The sequence below is a fragment of the Saccharopolyspora sp. NPDC049426 genome (assembly GCF_040676935.1).
In the GTDB taxonomy this organism is placed as follows: domain Bacteria; phylum Actinomycetota; class Actinomycetes; order Mycobacteriales; family Pseudonocardiaceae; genus Saccharopolyspora.
Window position 1 is genome coordinate 75,067 of sequence record NZ_JBFAPZ010000011.1, and the last position, 17,359, is coordinate 92,425.

General features: G+C 70.0%; 16 protein-coding genes. 5 read left to right on the forward strand and 11 right to left on the reverse strand.

Going from position 1 to position 17,359, the window contains the following annotated elements; translation table 11 throughout:
* The first annotated feature begins 139 nt into the window (after positions 1-139).
* Positions 140-1,087: an ATP-binding protein gene (locus AB0J78_RS23385; protein WP_363792411.1), complete on the forward strand. Its 948-nt coding sequence runs from the start codon at positions 140-142 to the stop codon at positions 1,085-1,087.
* On the opposite strand, the gene AB0J78_RS23390 is transcribed toward AB0J78_RS23385, so the two are convergent.
* From AB0J78_RS23390 to AB0J78_RS23400, 3 genes are read right to left on the reverse strand one after another with little or no spacing between them, the layout of a single operon-like run.
* A complete protein-coding gene (locus tag AB0J78_RS23390) occupies positions 1,065-2,888 on the reverse strand; it encodes a hypothetical protein (RefSeq protein WP_363792413.1) in 1,824 nt (607 codons plus the stop codon). The genes AB0J78_RS23385 and AB0J78_RS23390 overlap by 23 nt on opposite strands.
* A gap of 2 nt (positions 2,889-2,890) precedes the next feature.
* The gene (locus tag AB0J78_RS23395; protein WP_363792415.1) at positions 2,891-3,556 is read right to left on the reverse strand and encodes a response regulator transcription factor; all 666 of its coding nucleotides are present in this window, start codon (positions 3,554-3,556) and stop codon (positions 2,891-2,893) included.
* Complete coding sequence (locus AB0J78_RS23400; protein WP_363792417.1) at positions 3,547-4,095, reverse strand: hypothetical protein; 549 nt, start codon at positions 4,093-4,095, stop codon at positions 3,547-3,549. Before AB0J78_RS23400 ends, AB0J78_RS23395 begins: the two co-directional genes overlap by 10 nt.
* Positions 4,096-4,242: 147 nt before the next feature.
* Between AB0J78_RS23400 and AB0J78_RS23405 the strand changes: the two genes are divergently transcribed.
* Complete coding sequence (locus tag AB0J78_RS23405) at positions 4,243-6,060, forward strand: Hsp70 family protein (RefSeq protein ID WP_363792418.1); 1,818 nt, start codon at positions 4,243-4,245, stop codon at positions 6,058-6,060.
* Between the two features lie 4 nt (positions 6,061-6,064).
* Here the strand turns inward: AB0J78_RS23405 and AB0J78_RS23410 are convergent, their stop codons facing one another.
* The 3 genes from AB0J78_RS23410 to AB0J78_RS23420 all read right to left on the reverse strand — a co-directional run bounded on the left by AB0J78_RS23410 (position 6,065) and on the right by AB0J78_RS23420 (position 8,000).
* Positions 6,065-6,601, reverse strand: coding sequence for a sigma-70 family RNA polymerase sigma factor (locus AB0J78_RS23410; protein ID WP_363792420.1), 537 nt, complete (start codon positions 6,599-6,601; stop codon positions 6,065-6,067).
* Positions 6,602-6,762: 161 nt separating this feature from the next.
* Positions 6,763-7,533 carry an IclR family transcriptional regulator gene (locus AB0J78_RS23415; RefSeq protein WP_363792422.1) on the reverse strand — a complete coding sequence of 257 codons (771 nt, stop codon included), beginning with the start codon at positions 7,531-7,533 and terminating at the stop codon, positions 6,763-6,765.
* On the reverse strand, positions 7,521-8,000 hold the full coding sequence (locus AB0J78_RS23420; protein ID WP_363792424.1) for a cupin domain-containing protein: 480 nt from the start codon (positions 7,998-8,000) through the stop codon (positions 7,521-7,523). The genes AB0J78_RS23415 and AB0J78_RS23420 overlap by 13 nt, the downstream gene beginning before the upstream one ends.
* Positions 8,001-8,113: 113 nt before the next feature.
* Here AB0J78_RS23420 and AB0J78_RS23425 point away from each other — a divergent pair, with 113 nt between their 5' ends.
* Entirely contained in the window at positions 8,114-9,193 is a 1,080-nt protein-coding gene (locus AB0J78_RS23425; protein WP_363792426.1) for an LLM class flavin-dependent oxidoreductase, read from the forward strand.
* Positions 9,194-9,208: 15 nt separating this feature from the next.
* Positions 9,209-10,177, forward strand: a complete 969-nt coding sequence (locus AB0J78_RS23430) for an ABC transporter substrate-binding protein (protein WP_363792428.1) — start codon at positions 9,209-9,211, stop codon at positions 10,175-10,177.
* Positions 10,178-10,181: 4 nt separating this feature from the next.
* On the opposite strand, the gene AB0J78_RS23435 is transcribed toward AB0J78_RS23430, so the two are convergent.
* The 5 genes from AB0J78_RS23435 to AB0J78_RS23455 all read right to left on the reverse strand — a co-directional run bounded on the left by AB0J78_RS23435 (position 10,182) and on the right by AB0J78_RS23455 (position 15,748).
* On the reverse strand, positions 10,182-11,195 hold the full coding sequence (locus AB0J78_RS23435) for a PAS domain-containing sensor histidine kinase (RefSeq protein ID WP_363792430.1): 1,014 nt from the start codon (positions 11,193-11,195) through the stop codon (positions 10,182-10,184).
* A gap of 67 nt (positions 11,196-11,262) precedes the next feature.
* The gene (gene kaiC / locus AB0J78_RS23440) at positions 11,263-12,762 is read right to left on the reverse strand and encodes a circadian clock protein KaiC (protein ID WP_363792432.1); all 1,500 of its coding nucleotides are present in this window, start codon (positions 12,760-12,762) and stop codon (positions 11,263-11,265) included.
* A 3-nt stretch (positions 12,763-12,765) separates the two neighbouring features.
* Complete coding sequence (locus tag AB0J78_RS23445; RefSeq protein ID WP_363792434.1) at positions 12,766-13,065, reverse strand: circadian clock KaiB family protein; 300 nt, start codon at positions 13,063-13,065, stop codon at positions 12,766-12,768.
* 252 nt (positions 13,066-13,317) lie between these two features.
* Positions 13,318-14,229 (reverse strand): glutaminase, encoded by a 912-nt coding sequence (locus AB0J78_RS23450; protein ID WP_363792436.1) that lies wholly within the window; start codon positions 14,227-14,229, stop codon positions 13,318-13,320.
* Positions 14,230-14,344: 115 nt separating this feature from the next.
* Positions 14,345-15,748: an aspartate ammonia-lyase gene (locus AB0J78_RS23455; protein ID WP_363792438.1), complete on the reverse strand. Its 1,404-nt coding sequence runs from the start codon at positions 15,746-15,748 to the stop codon at positions 14,345-14,347.
* A 301-nt stretch (positions 15,749-16,049) separates the two neighbouring features.
* Here AB0J78_RS23455 and AB0J78_RS23460 point away from each other — a divergent pair, with 301 nt between their 5' ends.
* Complete coding sequence (locus tag AB0J78_RS23460) at positions 16,050-17,342, forward strand: dicarboxylate/amino acid:cation symporter (protein ID WP_363792440.1); 1,293 nt, start codon at positions 16,050-16,052, stop codon at positions 17,340-17,342.
* Positions 17,343-17,359: the final 17 nt, after the last annotated feature.

Sequence of the window (17,359 nt, forward strand, 5' to 3'; positions counted from 1 at the left end):
ATCTCGTTGCCAGGAACCTAAACGATGGACACGATTGTTCACAATCTTTTCGACAAAATTAGTCTCCAGATTGCGCACCACTTCCGATCAGCCGGACCGCACCGCGACGACCTCCTCGCGCCCCGCTACCGTTCGGAGGATGCGCGCTCAGGAGAAACGAGCCGTCGAGGCCGTGACCGACCACCTCGTCCACCTCGACCTCGCCCCCGACGCGCTGTCGCTCGCGCAGGTCATCGGCACCGCGCTCGGGGCGACCGGCTGCGCGCTCACCATCGCCGGCGAGCGCCACCAGTGGGGGCACGGAGCCGAGCGCTGGCTCAGCCGACCGGTCGAGCACGACGGCGAGGTGCAGGCGGTGCTGGCCGTGGCCCCCGAATCGGCCGGGCCGGTGGATTCGCTGGCGACCGTCCTCGGCCCGCCGCTCACGGCGCTGCGACTGGCCGCCGAGACCGACCGGCTCCGCCGCGACGGCGACGCGGCCGCGCGCGAACTCGTCGACGACCGGTGGCGCACGACCGTCGAGATGGAGCAGGAACGGCGCGGCCTGGAACGCGACCTGCACGACGGGGCCCAGCACCACCTGGTCGCGCTGAAGATGTCGATGGCGCTGGTCGAGCACACCGGCGCAACCCCGGAACGGCTCGCCGAGCTGGAGTCCAAACTGGACGCGGCGGAGAAGGCGCTGACCGACACCGCAGCGGGGATCCTGCCGATCCCGCTGTCCACCCAAGGTCTCGCGGGCGCGCTGGCCGCCGAACTCGACGCGCACGCCGACGTCTCCCTCGACACCGCGGGATTCCACCGCCGCTACCCGCCGCTGGTGGAGTCCACCGTGTACTTCGCGTGCCTGGAAGCGGTCAACAACGGGCACAAGCACGCGCCCGGCGCGACCATCACCGTCGTCATCCGGGACACCGCGCGGGGACTCGAATTCGTGGTCTCCGACGACGGCCCCGGATTCGCCATCACCGACCGCAATCCCGGACTGCCGAACCTCTCCGCCCGGATGGCCACCGTCGGCGGCACCATCGACGTCCGCTCAGCGCCCGGTCAGGGCACCACGATCACGGGCGTCGTCCCGCGCTGAGCAGCCCCTCTGCGGTGCGCACCAGCGCCTCGCACACCGACGCGTCCCGGCCGCCGGTGACGGGCCGGACGGCGTGCGCACGCCACCGCTCCGCGGCTCGCTGCGCGGCGACGCGCACCTGCTCGTCGTTGGCCTCCGGCTCCAGGCCGAGGCGGGAGCGCGGGTCGGTGCCCTCCGCGCCGAGCAGCCGCGCGGCGTCCTCGGACACCCCGCGCAGCAGGCGCGTGTCCCCGCCCAGGAGTTCGTCGAGCAGGTCCAGTTCGGTGATCTCGTGGGCCTCGGCGGCGATCCGGTCCACCGACCACCGCAGCGAGTGATCGGCGGGCAGCCCCGGCAGCAGCGCGCGCACCGAGACGATCGCGCGCCGGGCCGCGATCACCGGCGCCCAGGTGATCAGCCTGCGCGCCAGCTCGTCGGCGCTCGCGGTCTCGCTGAGCTCCACCCGGTGCCGGTCGCTGCGCAGCGCCGCCCGGAACCCGGAGGTGGGCGGCACCCGGCACAGCACCGCGTCGACCGAGCCGCGCGGTCCGTCATCGGCCAGGACCTCCTCGGCCAGCGCGCGGTCGGCGGGGCCGTCGGCGAACACCACGGTCACCCCGAGCACGGACGCGCTGTCCACTTCGGACGAATCCGGTCCGCCGGCGCCGGAGACCACGGCCAGGCGCGGCGGCTGCACCAGCCGTGCGGCGACGGCGTCCCAGCCCGCTCGGCCCGGCCCTGAGCCCGCCGCCTCCTGCCCCTGCTTCACCAGGTCGGTGACCAGCTGGAACAGCGCGCTCGCCTCGCCCCGCGAGGAGATGGTGGTCGTCGTCCGGTCCGCCAGGCGCACCGACACCACCGCGACGCCCCCGGTCACCGAGCACTCCATCGCGCCGCCGAGGACGGCGAGGCGTTCGGCGTCCTGGTGCAGCGCGGCGCGCAGATCGGCCGCCGACAGCTCACCGATCGAGGTCCGCAGCCGCGCGCAGAGCGCTTCGTCGCGCCCGAACTCCACCTCCACGGCCGGGTTCTCGCGGTTGATCCCCTCGCCGGCCAGCAGGTTCACCACCGCCGCGACCCCGTGGTAGAAGCCCGACTCGATCTGCCAGCCGACGCGCCTGCCCAGATCGCCGGAGAACCGGACCGGGTGCGGCAAAGTCGCCGCCAGCTCCTCCAGCGCCGCCCGCGGACCCTTGTCCGGCAGCATCGCCGGGTACACGCCGCGCACGACCGTGCGGAAGTTGTCGAGCATGTCGTCCACGGCGGTGCCGAGCTCGGCGATGCGCGCCATCTCGCCGCCCTCGGCGAGGTGCTCGCCGAAACCGCGCAGCCGCCGCCGGAGCTCGTCGAGGTCGCGCAGCGTCGAGGTGGTGATCGCGCGGACGAGCCGTCGCCGCTCCAGATCTCGCACGTGCGCCAGCCGCTCCCGCGCGGCGGTCACCTTACCGCGCAGCGCGCGGAAGCGCTCCTCGGCTCGGGCGTGGTCCTCGCGCAACCGGTCCACGTCGGCCGTCACCGCCAGCCAACCGGCGGTGTCGCGCAACGCGGCCTGCTCCTTGGCCCCCCAGCGACGGGCACCGGCGACCAGCAGCACTCCCCCGCCGCGCACCGGTTCCCGGGCGGACTCCTCGACGGGTCCGGTGCGGTCCTCCGCCGGGGACGCGGCGACGACGTCGAAGTGCTCGGGCCGGTCGACCGCGGGAACGCAGTAGGCGGCCTGGCCGCCGACGGCGTCGGCCAGCTGGTCGACCAGGGCACCGGCCAACCGCTCCTGAGGGGCGGACGCCACCACGTCGTGCGCGCGCCGGTTCTTCCGCTTCACCTCTAACCTTCGATCCGGCTCGACCTCAGGTACGCGAGGACGGCCAGGACCCTGCGGTGGTGCATGGCCTGGTCGCGCGGGAGTCCCAGCTTGGTGAAGATCGATGCGGTGTGCTTCTCGACGACCTTGGCGGAGACGAACAGCTCCTTGGCGATCGCGTTGTTGGCGTGGCCCTCGGCCATCAGGCGCAGCACGTCCACTTCCCGTTCCGTCAGCGACGAGATGGGGCTGTCGGCCCGCCGGGCGGGCGCCTCGACCAGGCGCTTCGCCAGCGTCGGCTCGATCACGATCTCGCCGGCGCTGATGCGGTCCAGCGTGTCGGCCAGCACCTGAACGCCCGCGATGCGCTCCTTGAGCCGGTAGCCGATGCGTTCGGCGCCGATCTCCAGCACGCGCATCAGGTAGTGCGTCTCGGCGTAGTGCGACAGCAGCAGCAGGCCCGTTTCCGGGCTGCGCGCCCGGATCTTCTCGGCGGTGGTCAACCCGCCGTCGGGTTCCGGGGGCATCCTGATGTCGAGGACCGCCACGTCCACCTTCTCGGTGGCCACGATCCCCAGCAGCGAATCACCGTCGCCGACGCAGCCGACGACCTCGTGACCGGCGGCCTGCAGCAGCAGGACCAGCCCTTCCCGGAACAGCGCGCCGTCCTCGGCGATGGCTACCCGCACAGCAGCACCGCCCGCAGGTTGCGCCAGGTCGACGAACCCGGCCGTTGCTCGATTATGCGCACGCGCACGACCCTCCTGCCTCGCACTCGCACCCGCACGGTCGTACCGGGTTCCAGACTAGCCAGGTGATCCGCGACGAGGAGACCGGTCCGCACTCGTGCCTGCGGGCCGAGCTCGTGCTCCGGCAGATCCAGCCGAATCAGCAGGTCGTAGCGCTCGGCGAGGGACAGGCACGTCGGTTCCAGGCCTTCGGCGAGCAACGGCGGGTGGATCACCCCGCCGAGCTGGCGCAGGTTCTCGATGAGCGAGATGACGGTCTCCCGCAGCGTCTCGATGCGGGTGGAGACGCGGAGGTCGGCGACCCCGGCGGAGAACAGGTCCAGTTCGACCGCCAGCGCCGACAAGCCCGCCGCGGGGCCGTCGTTGAGCGCACGTTCCAGCTCGAACCGGTACTCGGCGGCACCGCGGCCGGGCACGCGCAGCCAGCCGGGCAGCCACCTGCCGCCCCGCACGTTGTACCTGCCCACACTCCCGACCATCGTCCCAGCCTCGCGCGAGCGGCTGCCCGGCAAAAGGGTGCCAGCCCGTTGCGATGGTAGGGCTATCCCCACGGTTCCCCGGCTCACATAGGGTTGACGCGAACTGAGTTGTGATTATCTTTTGCTGACGCGAAGGGAGCACACAAGGTGCGTTACGGCGTTGGCATCGACCTCGGGACTTCGTTCACCTCCGCCGCGGTCAGCGGCGAGGGCGGTACCCGCATGGTGTCGCTGTCATCCGAGGTGGTCATCCCCTCAGTCGCGCACCCGGCTCCGGACGGTGCGCTGCTGACCGGGAACTCCGCCCTGAGCGCGGTGTCCGACCCGGCTCAGGTGGCCCGGAACTTCAAGCGCAGGCTGGGCGATCCCACACCGCTCGTGCTCGGCGGCTCCGCCTACTCGCCCGCGGCGCTGATGGCCGCGCAGCTGCGCGACGTCCTCGACATCGTGACCCGGGAGATGGGCGCAGCGCCGGAATCCGTCGCGCTGACCTACCCGGCGATCTGGGGCCCCTACCGGCAGGAGCACTTCACCGAGGTTCCCCGGCTGGCGGGCGTGGAGGACTTCCGCCTGATCACCGAGCCGGAAGCGGCCGCCACCCACTACTCCACCGAGCGAAGGCTCGAAGACGGCGAGGTCGTCGCCGTCTACGACCTCGGCGGCGGCACGTTCGACACCACGATCCTGCGAATGCGCGCCGGAAGCATGGAGATCCTGGGCACGCCGGAGGGGATCGAGCACCTGGGCGGCATCGACTTCGACGAGGCGCTGCTGGCCCACATCGACCAGCGGCTCGACGGCGCGATCAGCCGGCTCGACGCGACCGAGCCCAGAGCGGCGTCCGCGCTCGCCACGATCCAGTCGATGTGCGTGCGCGCCAAGGAAGAGCTCTCCACCGAACCGGACGTGAACCTCACGATCCCGCTGCCCTCCGGCCCGCGCGGCGTGACCATCACGCGGCTGGAGTTCAACGAGATGATCCGGCCCTCGGTGCAGCTGACCACGGAGGCGCTACACCGGACCACGGCCTCGGCGGGGCTGCGCGCCGACGACCTCTCGGCGGTGCTGCTCGCGGGCGGCTCGTCCCGCGTCCCGCTGGTCGCGCAGATGCTGTCCCAGGAGTTCAACAAGCCCGTCCGGATCACGCTGCACCCGAAGTTCACCGTCGCGCTGGGCGCCGCGCGCACCGCGACGCAGCCGCGACCCGCTCCCATCCCCGAAGGGACTCCGGAACCCGTTGTCCCCCAGATCGTTCCGGAGGAACCCGCGCGCAAGAAGAGCTGGCTGGTGCCCGCCGTGGCGGCCCTGGCGGCCCTGGTCATCGGCGTGGGCGTGACCGTGTTCGCCACCACCGGCAGCGACACCGACGGAACCAGGGGCGCGGTCGCCGAGAAACCGGCTCCGCCCGAGGGGCCGCTGCCGGTCTTCGACGGCAAGGTGCTCGAACCCTTCGCCGGCTACCTCGGCTCCGACGTCAACTGGGGCGGCTCCTACATCTTCGACGAGGGCACCGAGCAGGGCTCGGTGATCAAGGCGGTGACCGACCCGGCCAACGAGGGCCTGCGGGTGTCCTGGATGGAGGACAATCCCGCCCAGGTGTACTTGCAGACCAACAGCCCTCGCGGTCCGCTGGACCTCACGGCCTACTCCGCGAACGACGGGGCGCTGGTCTTCGACGCGATCGTGCACACCCCGCCGACCGGCGAGACCACGAAGATCGGGATGCACTGCGAGTTCCCCTGCCGTTCCGAGGTCCCGGCCAGCCACCTGCTCGCCAACCTCCAGCCGGAGCACCGCACCACGGTGAAGATCCCGCTGTCGTGCTTCGTCGGCGGCGGGCTCGACCAGCGGCGGGTCAACACGCCGTTCCTGGTGTGGTCCCAGCGCCGGATGGACATCACCTTCGCCGACGTGCGCATCGAGGCCCAGGTGCCCGACGCGACGCCCTGCGACGCGCTGAGCTGAGGCGTCACGCGGCTTCCAGCACGCGCGGCGCGAACCGGGTGCGCAGCGATCGGATCGCGTGGTGCAGGCGGCTTTTCACCGTACCGACAGGAACGCCGAGGGCGGTGGCGGCCGACGCGGTGGTGCGGTCGGTGACGTAGACCTCGACGACCGCGCTGCGGTGCGCCGGGGAGAGGTGGTCCAGCAGCTCGTCGACGACCATCCGGCTCTCGACCTCGTCGCTGGGCGCGGACTGCACGGCCCGGTTCGCCAGCTCCTCGCTCTCGAACGCCACCTCGGTGGGTCGCGCCTTGCGGCTGCGGTGCTGGTCGACGGCGACGTTGTGGGCGACGCGCAGCAGCCAGCCGCGCACCGAGCCGTTGCCGTTGCTGAGCCGGTCGGCGTGCCGCCACGCCCGCAGCCAGGTCTCCTGCACGATGTCCTCGGCGAGGTACCTGTCCCCCGTCAAACGAGTGGCGTAGGAGATCAGCGCGGCGCCGTGCTCGCGAATGACACCGTCCATGTCGGTGGCTACGGGCCGAATGGTGCTCTTGGTGTCCATTTCGCCATTCCTCTCTCGACGGATGATCCGGGAAGCCCTACCCGGCCGTGACTAAGAGGAATGCTTTCGCGTTTCGCGGCTGGAATCGTCGGGTCTGTCCCTCCGTTCCCCGGTGCTGTCCCGCACTTTCGGGGGAGGCTGCCCCGCGCGAGGGGGTAGGGCTAACCCCCACCCGACGTCCGGTAGAGCGACGACAGCTCTCGGGCCGTGTCGGTGACCGCGCCGACCAGATCGTCCATCCTGTCGTCGCCGAAGCGCACGGTGGGTCCCTGGACGACGACCGAGGCGATGACGTGCCCGGTCTGGTCGTGCACCGGGGCCGCCACGGCCCGCACGCCGACGAGACGTTCCTCGTTGTTCAACGCGTGACCCCGCGACCGGATACGGGCGAGTTCCTCGGCGAGCTCGGCGTGGGTGGTGATCGTGGTCGGCGTGTGACGCGGGAACGGCTCGGGCATGGTGGCCGGCTCGGTGCCGAAGGCCAGCAGGGTCTTGCCCATGGCGCAGACGTGGATCGGGTTGCGGGCGCCGGGTTCCTGGTCGTAGCGCAGCGGGTGCGTCGACGGGATCTGCACCAGCACCGCCACCTCGTCGCCGATGCGCGTGCCGAGGCTGACGGCTTCGCCGGTCCGGTCGCGCAGCGCGGTGAGGACCGGGTGCATGACGGTGGTTCCCATGCGCTCCAGCGCCAGCCTGCCGAGGATCGCGGTGGTCGGACCGAGGAAGTAGCGCTCGGTGGCCGGGTCCTGCGCGAGCATGTCGGCGGTGTGCAGGGCCCGCATGATGCGGTGCGCGGTGCTGACGGTCAGGCCGAGCTGCGTGGCCACGGCGGTGGGGGTCAGCTGCTCGGCCTTCTCGAAGCAGCGCAGGACGGCCATCGCCCGGTCCACGCTCTGGGTGCCCGAGCGCCGTTCCGCGGTCAGCTCTGACATGCGCCGTCGCTCCCGGCGTTCGGGTCGACCTCGGCCCACAGGCTCGGCAGGTTCACCACGATGCCCTCCTGGGTGCTGCGGGCGATGACCACCACGGCCTCTTCCTCGGCGGAGGGGTTCTCCTCGCGGTGCGGGACGTAGGGCGGCACGAAGATGTAGTCGCCCGGCTCGGTCTCGACCCGGACCTCCTCGGCACCCTCGGCGAAGACGAACACGGGGTGCCCGGAGACCACGTAGATGGCGGTCTCGGCCTCGCCGTGGTGGTGGTCGCCGGAGTTGGTGGCCGGGCCCACGTGGGTGCGGCCCATCCACAGCTTCTCCGAGCCGACGGTCTTGCCCGAGATGGCCTCGAAGCGCCGCATCCCGGAGGTCTGGTTGGTGTCGGAGGTGAGTCCGCCGCCGCGCACGTGCTCCAGCTTCTGGTGCCAGTCCGCGGTGCCGCCGGGCCGGTTCTCGTTTCCTGACAAGGACTTCTCCTCGCTGTTCCTACATAGTGGTCGGCCTTGATGCCCACCCTGCCACGTTCATACCGTGTGGGACGTCAATATTGCAATGTGGGACGGCAGATCGGAGATGCCAGATGGCCGTCGAGTTCGTGGGAATGATCCGCACCGCCGACACCTCGGAGATCCGCCCGCCGAGCGGCCCGGCCGTCGACCCCGACTACGTCCGCCGGTTCGCCCGGGCCCACGAGGAAGCCGGGTTCGACCGGGTCCTGATCGGCTACCACTCGTGGGACGCCGACGGTTTCGCCGTCGCCGGCCACGCCGCAGCCCACACCGAGCGCCTGGGCTTCCTGCTCGCGCACCGGCCGGGTTTCGTCGCTCCGACGCTGGCCGCGCGCAAGCTCGCCACCGTCGACCAGCTCACCGGCGGGCGGCTGGCGGTGCACGTCATCAGCGGCGCCAGCGACACCGAGCAGCGCCGCGACGGCGACTACTCGGACAAATCCGCCCGCTACCGGCGCACCGACGAGTACCTGGACGTCGTGCGCCGGGTCTGGGAGGCCGAGGAGCCGATCGATCACGAGGGCGAGTTCTACCGCTTCGCCGGTTCGCACTCCGAGGTCAAGCCGGTCGACGGGCGGCTGCCGATCTACTTCGGCGGGTCTTCGGCGGACGCCTACCGCGTCGGTGGGAAGCACGCCGACGTGTTCGCGCTGTGGGGAGAGCCGCTGGCCGAGACCGCGGCGCAGATCGCCGCGGTCCGCAAGTCCGCCGCCGAGCACGGCAGGAACCCCGACGACGTGGGGATTTCGGTGTCGTTCCGGCCGATCATCGGGCGCACGGACGCCGAGGCGTGGGAACGCGCGCACGGCATCCTCGACACGATCACCTCGCGCAACCCCGGTTCGCCGGGCGCGATGCTGGCGTTCCCGTCGGCGGAGCGCGGCGTCGGCTCGCAGCGGCTGCTCGACGCCGCCGACAAGGGCGACCGGCACGACCGAGCACTGTGGACGGCACCGGCGAAGGCCACCGGTGCGGCCGGGAATTCCACTGCGCTGGTGGGAAGTCCGGAGACCGTCGCCCAAGCGCTGCTGGACTACGTCGACATCGGCGTCACGACGCTGCTGATCCGCGGCTACGAGCCGCTGGAGGACGTCGTCGACTGGGGCCACCACCTGCTGCCGCTGGTCCGCCAAGAGCTCGCCAACCGCTGACCTGGAAGGAACACGGTGTTCTCCCTCCCGACGAAACGCCGGCTCATCGCCGTTCTCGCAATCCTGCTCACCGCCGTCGCGACGCTGACCGCCTGCGGCTCCTCCGACGACGAGGTCGTGCTCCGCGTCGGCGACCAGACCGGCGAGACGCAGTCCCGGCTGCGCGCGGCCGGGCTCCTGGACGACCTGCCCTACGAGATCGAGTGGTCCCAGTTCCCGGCGGCCGTCAACCTGCACGAGGCGCTGCGCGCCGACGCGATCGACATCGGTTCCGCTGCGGACTCCCCGACGGTGTCGGCCATCGCCGGAGGCTCGCGGATCAAGGCGGTCGCCGCCTGGAACAACGGCGGCAAGGGCACGTTCATCCTGGTGCCGAAGGACAGCCCGATCCGCGACCTCGCCGATCTCAAGGGCAAGCGCATCTCCCCCAGCACCCGGGGCAGCGTCGCCCACTACCTGGTCCTGGGCGCCATGCAGAAGGCCGGGCTCAGCCAATCCGACGCCACCCTCAACTACCTCGCCCCCACCGACGCGAGCTCGGCGTTCTCCACCGGGAGCATCGACGCCTGGGCCACGTGGGGCGTCTACGCGGCCCGCACCCGAGGCCAGCTGGGCGCACGCGTGCTCACCGACGGCGCGGGCATCAACAGCGGGCTGAGCGTCCTCAGCGCCACCGACGCGGCCGCGGGCGATCCCGCGAAGCGCGCGGCCATCGCCGACTTCGCCGACCGCGTGGACCGCAGCTACGAGTGGGCGAGGCAGAACCCGCAGGACTTCGACCGCTGGTACTCGAAGTTCGCCCGCCAACCCCTGGAAGTCGCCGCCCAGATCCGCCCGGAGCAAACCGGCTACCGCCGAATCCCCCTCGACGGGGTCTTCGCGGAGCAACTCCAGACGACCTTCGACACCTGGACCCGAGCGGGAGTCCTGCAAGGCAGGAGGAACCTCCACGACTACGTGGACCCCACCGTCACGGCACCCTGATCGCTCAATCCGGGGGCCTGGGTTTCCGGAGGCGGAGGCAGAAGGAGCCGCCTCCCCCGTCGTCGGGCTCGTACCAGGCGCTGCCGCCGTTGGCTTCCGCCAGGTTGCGGACGATCCACAGGCCGAGACCGGTTCCTTCGACTTCCCGCGCGGCGTTCGGCTCGCGGCTGAAGCGCTCGAAGAGGTGAGGGACGAACTCCGCCGGAACTCCCGGCCCGCTGTCGCGCACCCGGATCTCCACCCGGCCCGGCTGCTCGGTGGCTCGAACCTCGATGGGTGGACTTCCGTGGATGAACGCGTTCTCGAGGTAGATGATGAGCATCTCGGAGAAGTCCTGGCGGTCCACGAAAGCCACGATGTCCGGGCCGCACGTGACCTTCACGTCCTGGGCCTTGTCCCCGCAGTCGGCGAGCCGTTCGAGGATGAGCGCGAGCACCGCCACGGGTTTGGGGAAGGAGCGCGATTCCTCCGCGTCGATCCGGGACGCGGTGAGCAGCTTGCGCATGAGCGCCTGGAGGCTCTCCACGCGGTTGATCACCTGGTTGACCATCTCGACGCCGCGCTGATCGCTGCTCGCGGAGAGGTGGTCCCGGAGGAGGTGCACGAGCAGCTTGATCTCGGCGACCGGTGTGCGGAGCTCGTGAGCGGCGACCGCGACGATCGTCGTCTGGCGTTCCAGGGCGCTTTCGAGGTCGTGCTCGACCTCCTTGCGGCGCGTGACGTCGCGCAGGGCCGCGACGTGGACGCGTTCGCCCTGCCAGGTCGTGGCGGTCACGCGCATCTCGACCACCCGCGGTGACCTGCCGGGTGCGAGCAGGTCGATCTCGCTGGTCTCGTGGACGACCACCGGGAAGCCGAACGGTGATCCTACAAGCTCTCCCGCCGACCGGCCGAACATCACCTCGGCGGCCGGGTTGCACGAGCGGATGATTCCTCGGTGGTCCACCGCGACGATCCCGTCCGGGGAGGCCGTCGCCAGGTGCTGGTCCCCCACGTGCTGGAACGGAGTGCCGGACATCCGTCCCTCGCCTCCTCCCCTGGATCGAGCGTTCAGCCGGTCGCTCATCCGATCACCGTTCCGCCCGCTAACGCGGCTCTGCTGGTCGTTGCGGCTGCTCGGGAACCAACGGGTTGGCGAACAGCGCGCTTGACGCGCCGTGCAGGGGTTCGCCGATGTGCATGCCGAGTCCGTCGATGCCCACCTGGCGGATGCGGTGGTCGTGCGCGCTGCCCCTGGCCTGGACGACGGCGATCGCCCGCCGGACCTGGCCACCCTGCTCGAAGTCGCGGAGCAGGATCGTGATGTCGGCGAGGCTGGCGATCTCCACGGCTAGGTCAGGTGTAAGCGAGGGTGTGAGGCGGGGGCCGGCCGCCGAGGTGAGCAGTGCGGTGATCTCGCGGGGACGCAGCACGGCCCCCAGCGCCACGAGGAAGTCGAGCAGCGCCCGCGAGGTGGTGATCCGTTCGAGCGCGGAGACCGTGTCGATCACCATCCGGCGGGGCTCGAACTCGGTCACGTTGCGCCGCAGCCGGATGAAGTGGTCCTCCATCGACGACTCCTCCGGGTACTCCGACACCACCCGCAGCAGCCCGGTCCCCTCCATGGCGTCCAGGTCCAGACCCCAGCCCGCGGCGTTGCGCACGAGCTGCTCGCGGGTCTCGTCGAAGGTGTAGAAGAGACATCGCTCCCCGGCGTCGAGCGCGGAGGCGGCGAAGTGCAGTCCGGTCAACGTCTTGCCCGCACCGGTTGAGCCGCTGAGCAGAGCGATCGCGTCTCGGTAGAAACCGCCACCGCACATCTCGTCCAGCTCGGCGTTGCCCGAGGACACCCGGGACCGCGAGGCCTGCGCCCGCGTCCCGAGGAACGCCAGGGGCATGACGACGATCCCCTCTTCCGGGTCGATGGCGAACAACCACTCGCCGGTCCGGTGGGCGGCACCGCGGAACTTGACGATCTCAACGGTGCGGCGGCGCTGCTCGTGGCGCAGGACGTTGCGGAGGATGATCACGTTGTTGAGCACGAACTCCTCGACTCCCAACCGCGACACCCCGTCGTGCTCCGCCGTTCGCTCAGCGGTCAGAACCGACGTGACGCCGATCTTCTCGAGGGAGGAGGCGATGCGGAACAACTCCTGGCGAATGTTTCCGGCCTCGCTGAACCGGGTGAGGACCGCGCCGAGCGAGTCGAGTGCGACGCGCGTCGCTCCCGTGCGGCGGACCGCGTGTTCGATGCGGGCGACCAGCGCTGCGAAGTCGTAGTCGCCGACGGTGGAGGTCTCCTCGACGTCCTCCGAAGCGTCGACGAAAGTCCACTTCTCCTCGCGTTCCCACAGCTCGATGGGTTTGCCCATGGACCGGGCGTTGCGGCGGATGGCCGCGGCGGTCTCCTCGAAGGTGACGAAGACCCCGGCCTGGTCGTGAGCGCGAATGCCGTGGGCGAGGAACTCGACGGCGAAGAGCGTCTTGCCGCTGCCGGTCGTCCCGGTCACCAGCGTGGACCGCCCGGCGGGCAGCCCGCCCAACGCGACCTGGTCGAAACCGCTGATGCCCGTCGAAAGCCGCTCGATCGCATCGTCGCTGCCCACGAGTCACCCTCCTTCCGAGAACAGCACGTCGGCATCGGGCAGGCCGAGGGCGGCCGTGATGCGGTGGTGGTCCGAGAGGTCCCCGATCACCCGACGCTGCGGCAACGGCGCGAGCCTGACCACCGTCGGCGTGGCCAGGATGCGCTGTTCCCCGGCCAGGTCGGGACGGTCGACGACGTCGACGACCTCGATCTCGTACCGGCCGGGAACCCGGTGTTCGCACACGGCGCGCAGGTTGGTCTTCGCGGCCTGGGAGCGCTCCGTCTGCCCGACCACGAACAACCTGAACGTAAATTCAGCCACCTGATCACGCGCTCCCGCCCACAACGGAGCCGAACGGATGTGCGACCGCGCCTCACGCCGCCGACCGGAACCCCATCGTCCCCCAACCCACAGGACACCGCCCTCCGCGAACCCCCGATCAGGAGACGCTGCCCCGAGGCCCACCAGGACGAAGGTCTGACGCGGCCTTGGCAACCCGACGTCCCCGGCGACGAGAACACCCTCACCGACCTCGGCTCCCGCCTCGCCAACGCCCTGAACTGACCTCTCCGGTCAGAAGATCGACCAGCCGGTCAGGGTGGTGAAGTGGTCGAGGGCCGCCACCCCGGCCACCGAGTTGCCGCGCGCGTCCAGCCCCGGGCTCCAGACCGCGACCGCGCAGCGGCCCGGCACGATCGCGAGGATTCCGCCACCGACACCGCTCTTGCCGGGAATCCCCACGCGGTAGGCGAAATCGCCTGCGGCGTCGTAGGTCCCGCAGGTGAGCATGATCGCGTTGACCCGCTTGGCCTGCCTGCGGGTGAGCAGCTCCGAACCGTCCCGGCGCACGCCGTGCGCGGCGAGGAATCGCCCCGCCAGCGCCAGGTCGCGGCAGCTCATCTCGATCGAGCACTGCCGGACGTACTGGTCGAGCACCGTCGCCACCGGATTGCGCATGTTGCCGTAGGACGCCATGAAGTGGGTCAGCGCCAGGTTGCGGTCTGCGTGGGCGGCCTCCGAAGCCGATACCTCCCCGTCGGCCCGCAGGTCCGGGTTTCCGCTCTCGGCGCGCAGGAACGCCAGCAGCTCGCCGCTGGCGTCGCCTACCTGCGAGATCAGCTCGTCGGTGACCGTCAGCGCACCCGCGTTGATGAACGGGTTCCGCGGGATGCCCCGTTCGTGCTCCAGCTGGATCAGGGAGTTGAAGGGGTTTCCGGAGGGCTCCCGGCCGACTCGGCGCCACAGCGCCTCATCGCTGCCTGCCAGCACGAGCGCGAGGGTGAAGACCTTCGAGATGCTCTGCACCGAGAACGGCATCCGCCAATCGCCGACCCCGCGAACGAGCCCCTCGAGATCCGCGATCGCGATGCCGAAATGCGCGGGATCGACCCTCGCGAGCGCCGGGATGTAGTCCGCGACCACCCCGCTCCCGCGCAGCGGTGCGACCTCATCGACGATCCGCCCGAGCAACTGGTTCAGCTCCACGAGCGACCATCATGTCACCGGCGCTCGACGGGCCGCAGCCCGCGATCACGAAGGCGACCGGGCACCGGCAGGCGAGGGGCACGAGGCAGTCGAATTCCCCTGACCCGCGATCACGTCACTCGGAAATGGCGCGGGGCCGGGTGAGCTGTTCAGGTCGAAGCAGGGTGTCGAGCTGGGCCGGTGACATCAGATCGGTTTCGAGGACGAGCTCGGTGATCGTGCGTTTGCTGTTCAGGGCCTGCTGGGCGATCGCGGTCGCGTTGGCGTAGCCGAGGTAGGGTGTCAGGGCCGTGACCAGGCCGATGGAACCGCGAACCGTCTCGTCCAGGTGGTCCCGGTTCGCGGTGATCCCCGAGATGCAGCGGGTCCTGAGCACTCCGCAAGCGGAAGTGAGGTGGGTCAGCGATTTCAAGACGCTGTGAACGATGATCGGTTCGAACGCGTTGAGCTGGAGCTGACCGGCCTCAGCGGCCAGTGTGACGGTGACGTCGTTGCCGATGACCTCGAAAGCGACCTGGTTGACGACTTCCGGGATGACCGGGTTGACCTTGCCCGGCATGATGCTCGACCCGGCCTGAACAGCGGGCAGGTTGATCTCGTTGAGCCCGGCTCGCGGTCCGGAGGAGGTCAGTCGGAGGTCGTTGCAGGTCTTCGAAAGCTTGACAGCGACCCGCTTGAGCACGCCGGAGAGCTGGACGAGCGCACCGGCGTCCTGGGTGGCTTCGACGAGGTTGTCAGCTGTGCGCACGGGAACTCCGCTGATCTCAGCCAGGTGCGCGCATGCGCGTGCGGCGTAGTCGGGGTGGGTGTTGATCCCGGTTCCGATGGCGGTGCCCCCGAGGTTGATCTCCAACAGCAGGTCGGTGGCCTCGCCGAGCCGTTCACGGTCCTCCCCGAGCATGATCGCGTACGAGGCGAACTCCTGCCCCAGCGTCATCGGTACGGCGTCTTGCAACTGCGTTCGGCCCATCTTGAGCACATCAGCGAACTCCGCGGACTTGTGACCGAATGCCTCCGCGAGCTCGCCCATGACCGCGCGGAGCTCCCGCAAGCCCGACACCAGCGCGAGCTTGATGGCCGTCGGGTAGACGTCGTTGGTGCTCTGCCCGAGGTTCACGTGCTCCAGCGGGTGGAGGTGCTCGTAATCGCCACGTGGACGTCCCAGCAGTTCCAACGCGCGGTTGGCGACGACCTCGTTGGCGTTCATGTTGGTCGAGGTGCCAGCGCCCCCCTGGATCACGTCGACCACGAACTGGTCGTGCAGCGCGCCGGCGCGGATCTCGGCGCACGCTCGAACGATGGCTCCCGCCCGATCTCCGTCGAGCAGCCCGAGGTCGCGGTTCGCGCTGGCGGCAGCCGCCTTGACCGAGGCGAGCGCGTTGATCAGATCTGGGTACGACGAGATCGCCGTTCCGCTGATGGGGAAGTTGTCCACCGCCCGCGCGGTGTGCACCCCGTAATAGGCCTCTTCGGGAACTTCCCGATTGCCGATGAGATCGTGCTCGGTTCGCGATGCCATGACGCCTCCCGGAGATCTTCCCCGTCCATAGTGGACAAACTGGGGTGATGCGACGTGGATGCTGCCCGCCGGGGCTGAGGCGGTCAACGGGCGCGGAGCCACGTCGGCACCGCGCGCACAACGGTTTTCCCTGCTCGTGAAACGGAATGCTCAGAACCCTCAAATCTTCCTCAATTCCAGGAAAGCTCAACTCTTGCTCAACTCCGGTGACCGGCGGCACACGCGGTGCTTACCGTCTCGCTCCAATGCGAAAGCCCACGCCGTGTTTGAGAGCACGGTGGAATCCGGAGGAGGTGTAGCTGTGAGCACGAGCAGCGAGGCGGCCCCGCAGCGCGTGGACCAGGCGAACAACGGTGCTAGACGCCGGTGGTGGCGGTTGCCGATGGGCGTGCAGGCTCTGCTCGCCATGGTCATCGGCGGCACCATCGGATTCGTCGCGCCTGACGTGGGCGAGCACATGAAGATCCTCGGCGACGTGTTCATCCGACTCGTCGAGATGATCGTGTTGCCGTTGGTGTTCCCCCTCATCGTGCTGGGCATCACGCAGATGGATTCGGTGAAGCACCTCGGCAGGCTGGCCTGGCGAACGATCCTGTACTTCGAGGTCATCACGACTGTGATCCTGCTCGTCGCCATCGGCCTTGCGAAGTTCTTCGACATCGGCACCGGCATGGCGATCTCCGGTGGCGACACCAGCAAGCTGCCCGGTGACGGCAAACCGGCGGAGGTTGACTTCGCGCAGCTCCTCCTGCACGCCGTGCCCGACAACGTGTTCAAGGCCTTCGCGGAGGGCAATCTGCTCGCCGTGCTGGTGTTCGCGGTGTTCTTCGGTGTCGGCCTGGCCGCGGTCGGACAGAAGGCGGCGCCCGTTCGCTCGGTCCTCGATGCCGTCAGCGAGGTCATGTTCAAGGTCGTCGGGTTCGTCATCCGGCTGGCCCCGCTGGGCATCCTCGGCTTTCTCGCCTACGACGTCGCGCACTACGGACTGGCGGGAATGACGGGACTGCTGGGCTTCCTCGGAGTCGTCTACTTGGGACTCGCGGTCGTTCTGCTGGTCCTGTTCCCGATCGTGGCCGCGCTGTTCCGGGTCAAGTACGTTCCGCTGGTGCGCGCGGTAGGAGGCCTGGCCGGTATCGCCTTCGTGACCCGTTCCTCGGAGTCCGTGCTGGCTCCGCTGCTGCGCAAGCTGGAGGAGCACGGAGTTCGGCGCAGCACTTCGTCATTCGTCGTGCCGCTCGGATACTCGTTCAACACCGACGGTTCGACGCTGTACCAGGCCGTCGCCCTGGTCTTCCTCGCCAACGCCTACGGGATGGACCTCAGCGCGGGTGCTCTGCTGACCATGGTGCTGGTGCTGGTCGTGCTGTCGAAGGGCATGGCGGGGGTCGCCTCGGCTTCCATCGTCGTGCTGATGGCCGCCGGCAAGAGCCTCGGTCTACCGGTTGAGGGCATCGCGCTCCTGATGGGTGTGGACTTCCTCGCCGACATGGCCCGCACCGCGGTCAACGTCTTCGGCAACTCGCTGGCTGCAGCCGTGCTCGACAAGACGGGTCCCCGGGACGAGTCCGAGACCACCCCGGAACCCACCCGATGACAGATCCGCTCCGGGCA

What these genes read in the sequence shown, in the direction of transcription:
- AB0J78_RS23385 (WP_363792411.1), top strand. Translation starts at nt 140, where the DNA reads ATGCGCGCTCAGGAGAAACGAGCCGTCGAGGCCGTGACCGACCACCTC.
- AB0J78_RS23400 (WP_363792417.1), bottom strand. Translation starts at nt 4,095, where the DNA reads ATGGTCGGGAGTGTGGGCAGGTACAACGTGCGGGGCGGCAGGTGGCTG.
- AB0J78_RS23410 (WP_363792420.1), bottom strand. Translation starts at nt 6,601, where the DNA reads ATGGACACCAAGAGCACCATTCGGCCCGTAGCCACCGACATGGACGGT.
- AB0J78_RS23415 (WP_363792422.1), bottom strand. Translation starts at nt 7,533, where the DNA reads ATGTCAGAGCTGACCGCGGAACGGCGCTCGGGCACCCAGAGCGTGGAC.
- AB0J78_RS23425 (WP_363792426.1), top strand. Translation starts at nt 8,114, where the DNA reads ATGGCCGTCGAGTTCGTGGGAATGATCCGCACCGCCGACACCTCGGAG.
- AB0J78_RS23435 (WP_363792430.1), bottom strand. Translation starts at nt 11,195, where the DNA reads ATGTCCGGCACTCCGTTCCAGCACGTGGGGGACCAGCACCTGGCGACG.
- AB0J78_RS23455 (WP_363792438.1), bottom strand. Translation starts at nt 15,748, where the DNA reads ATGGCATCGCGAACCGAGCACGATCTCATCGGCAATCGGGAAGTTCCC.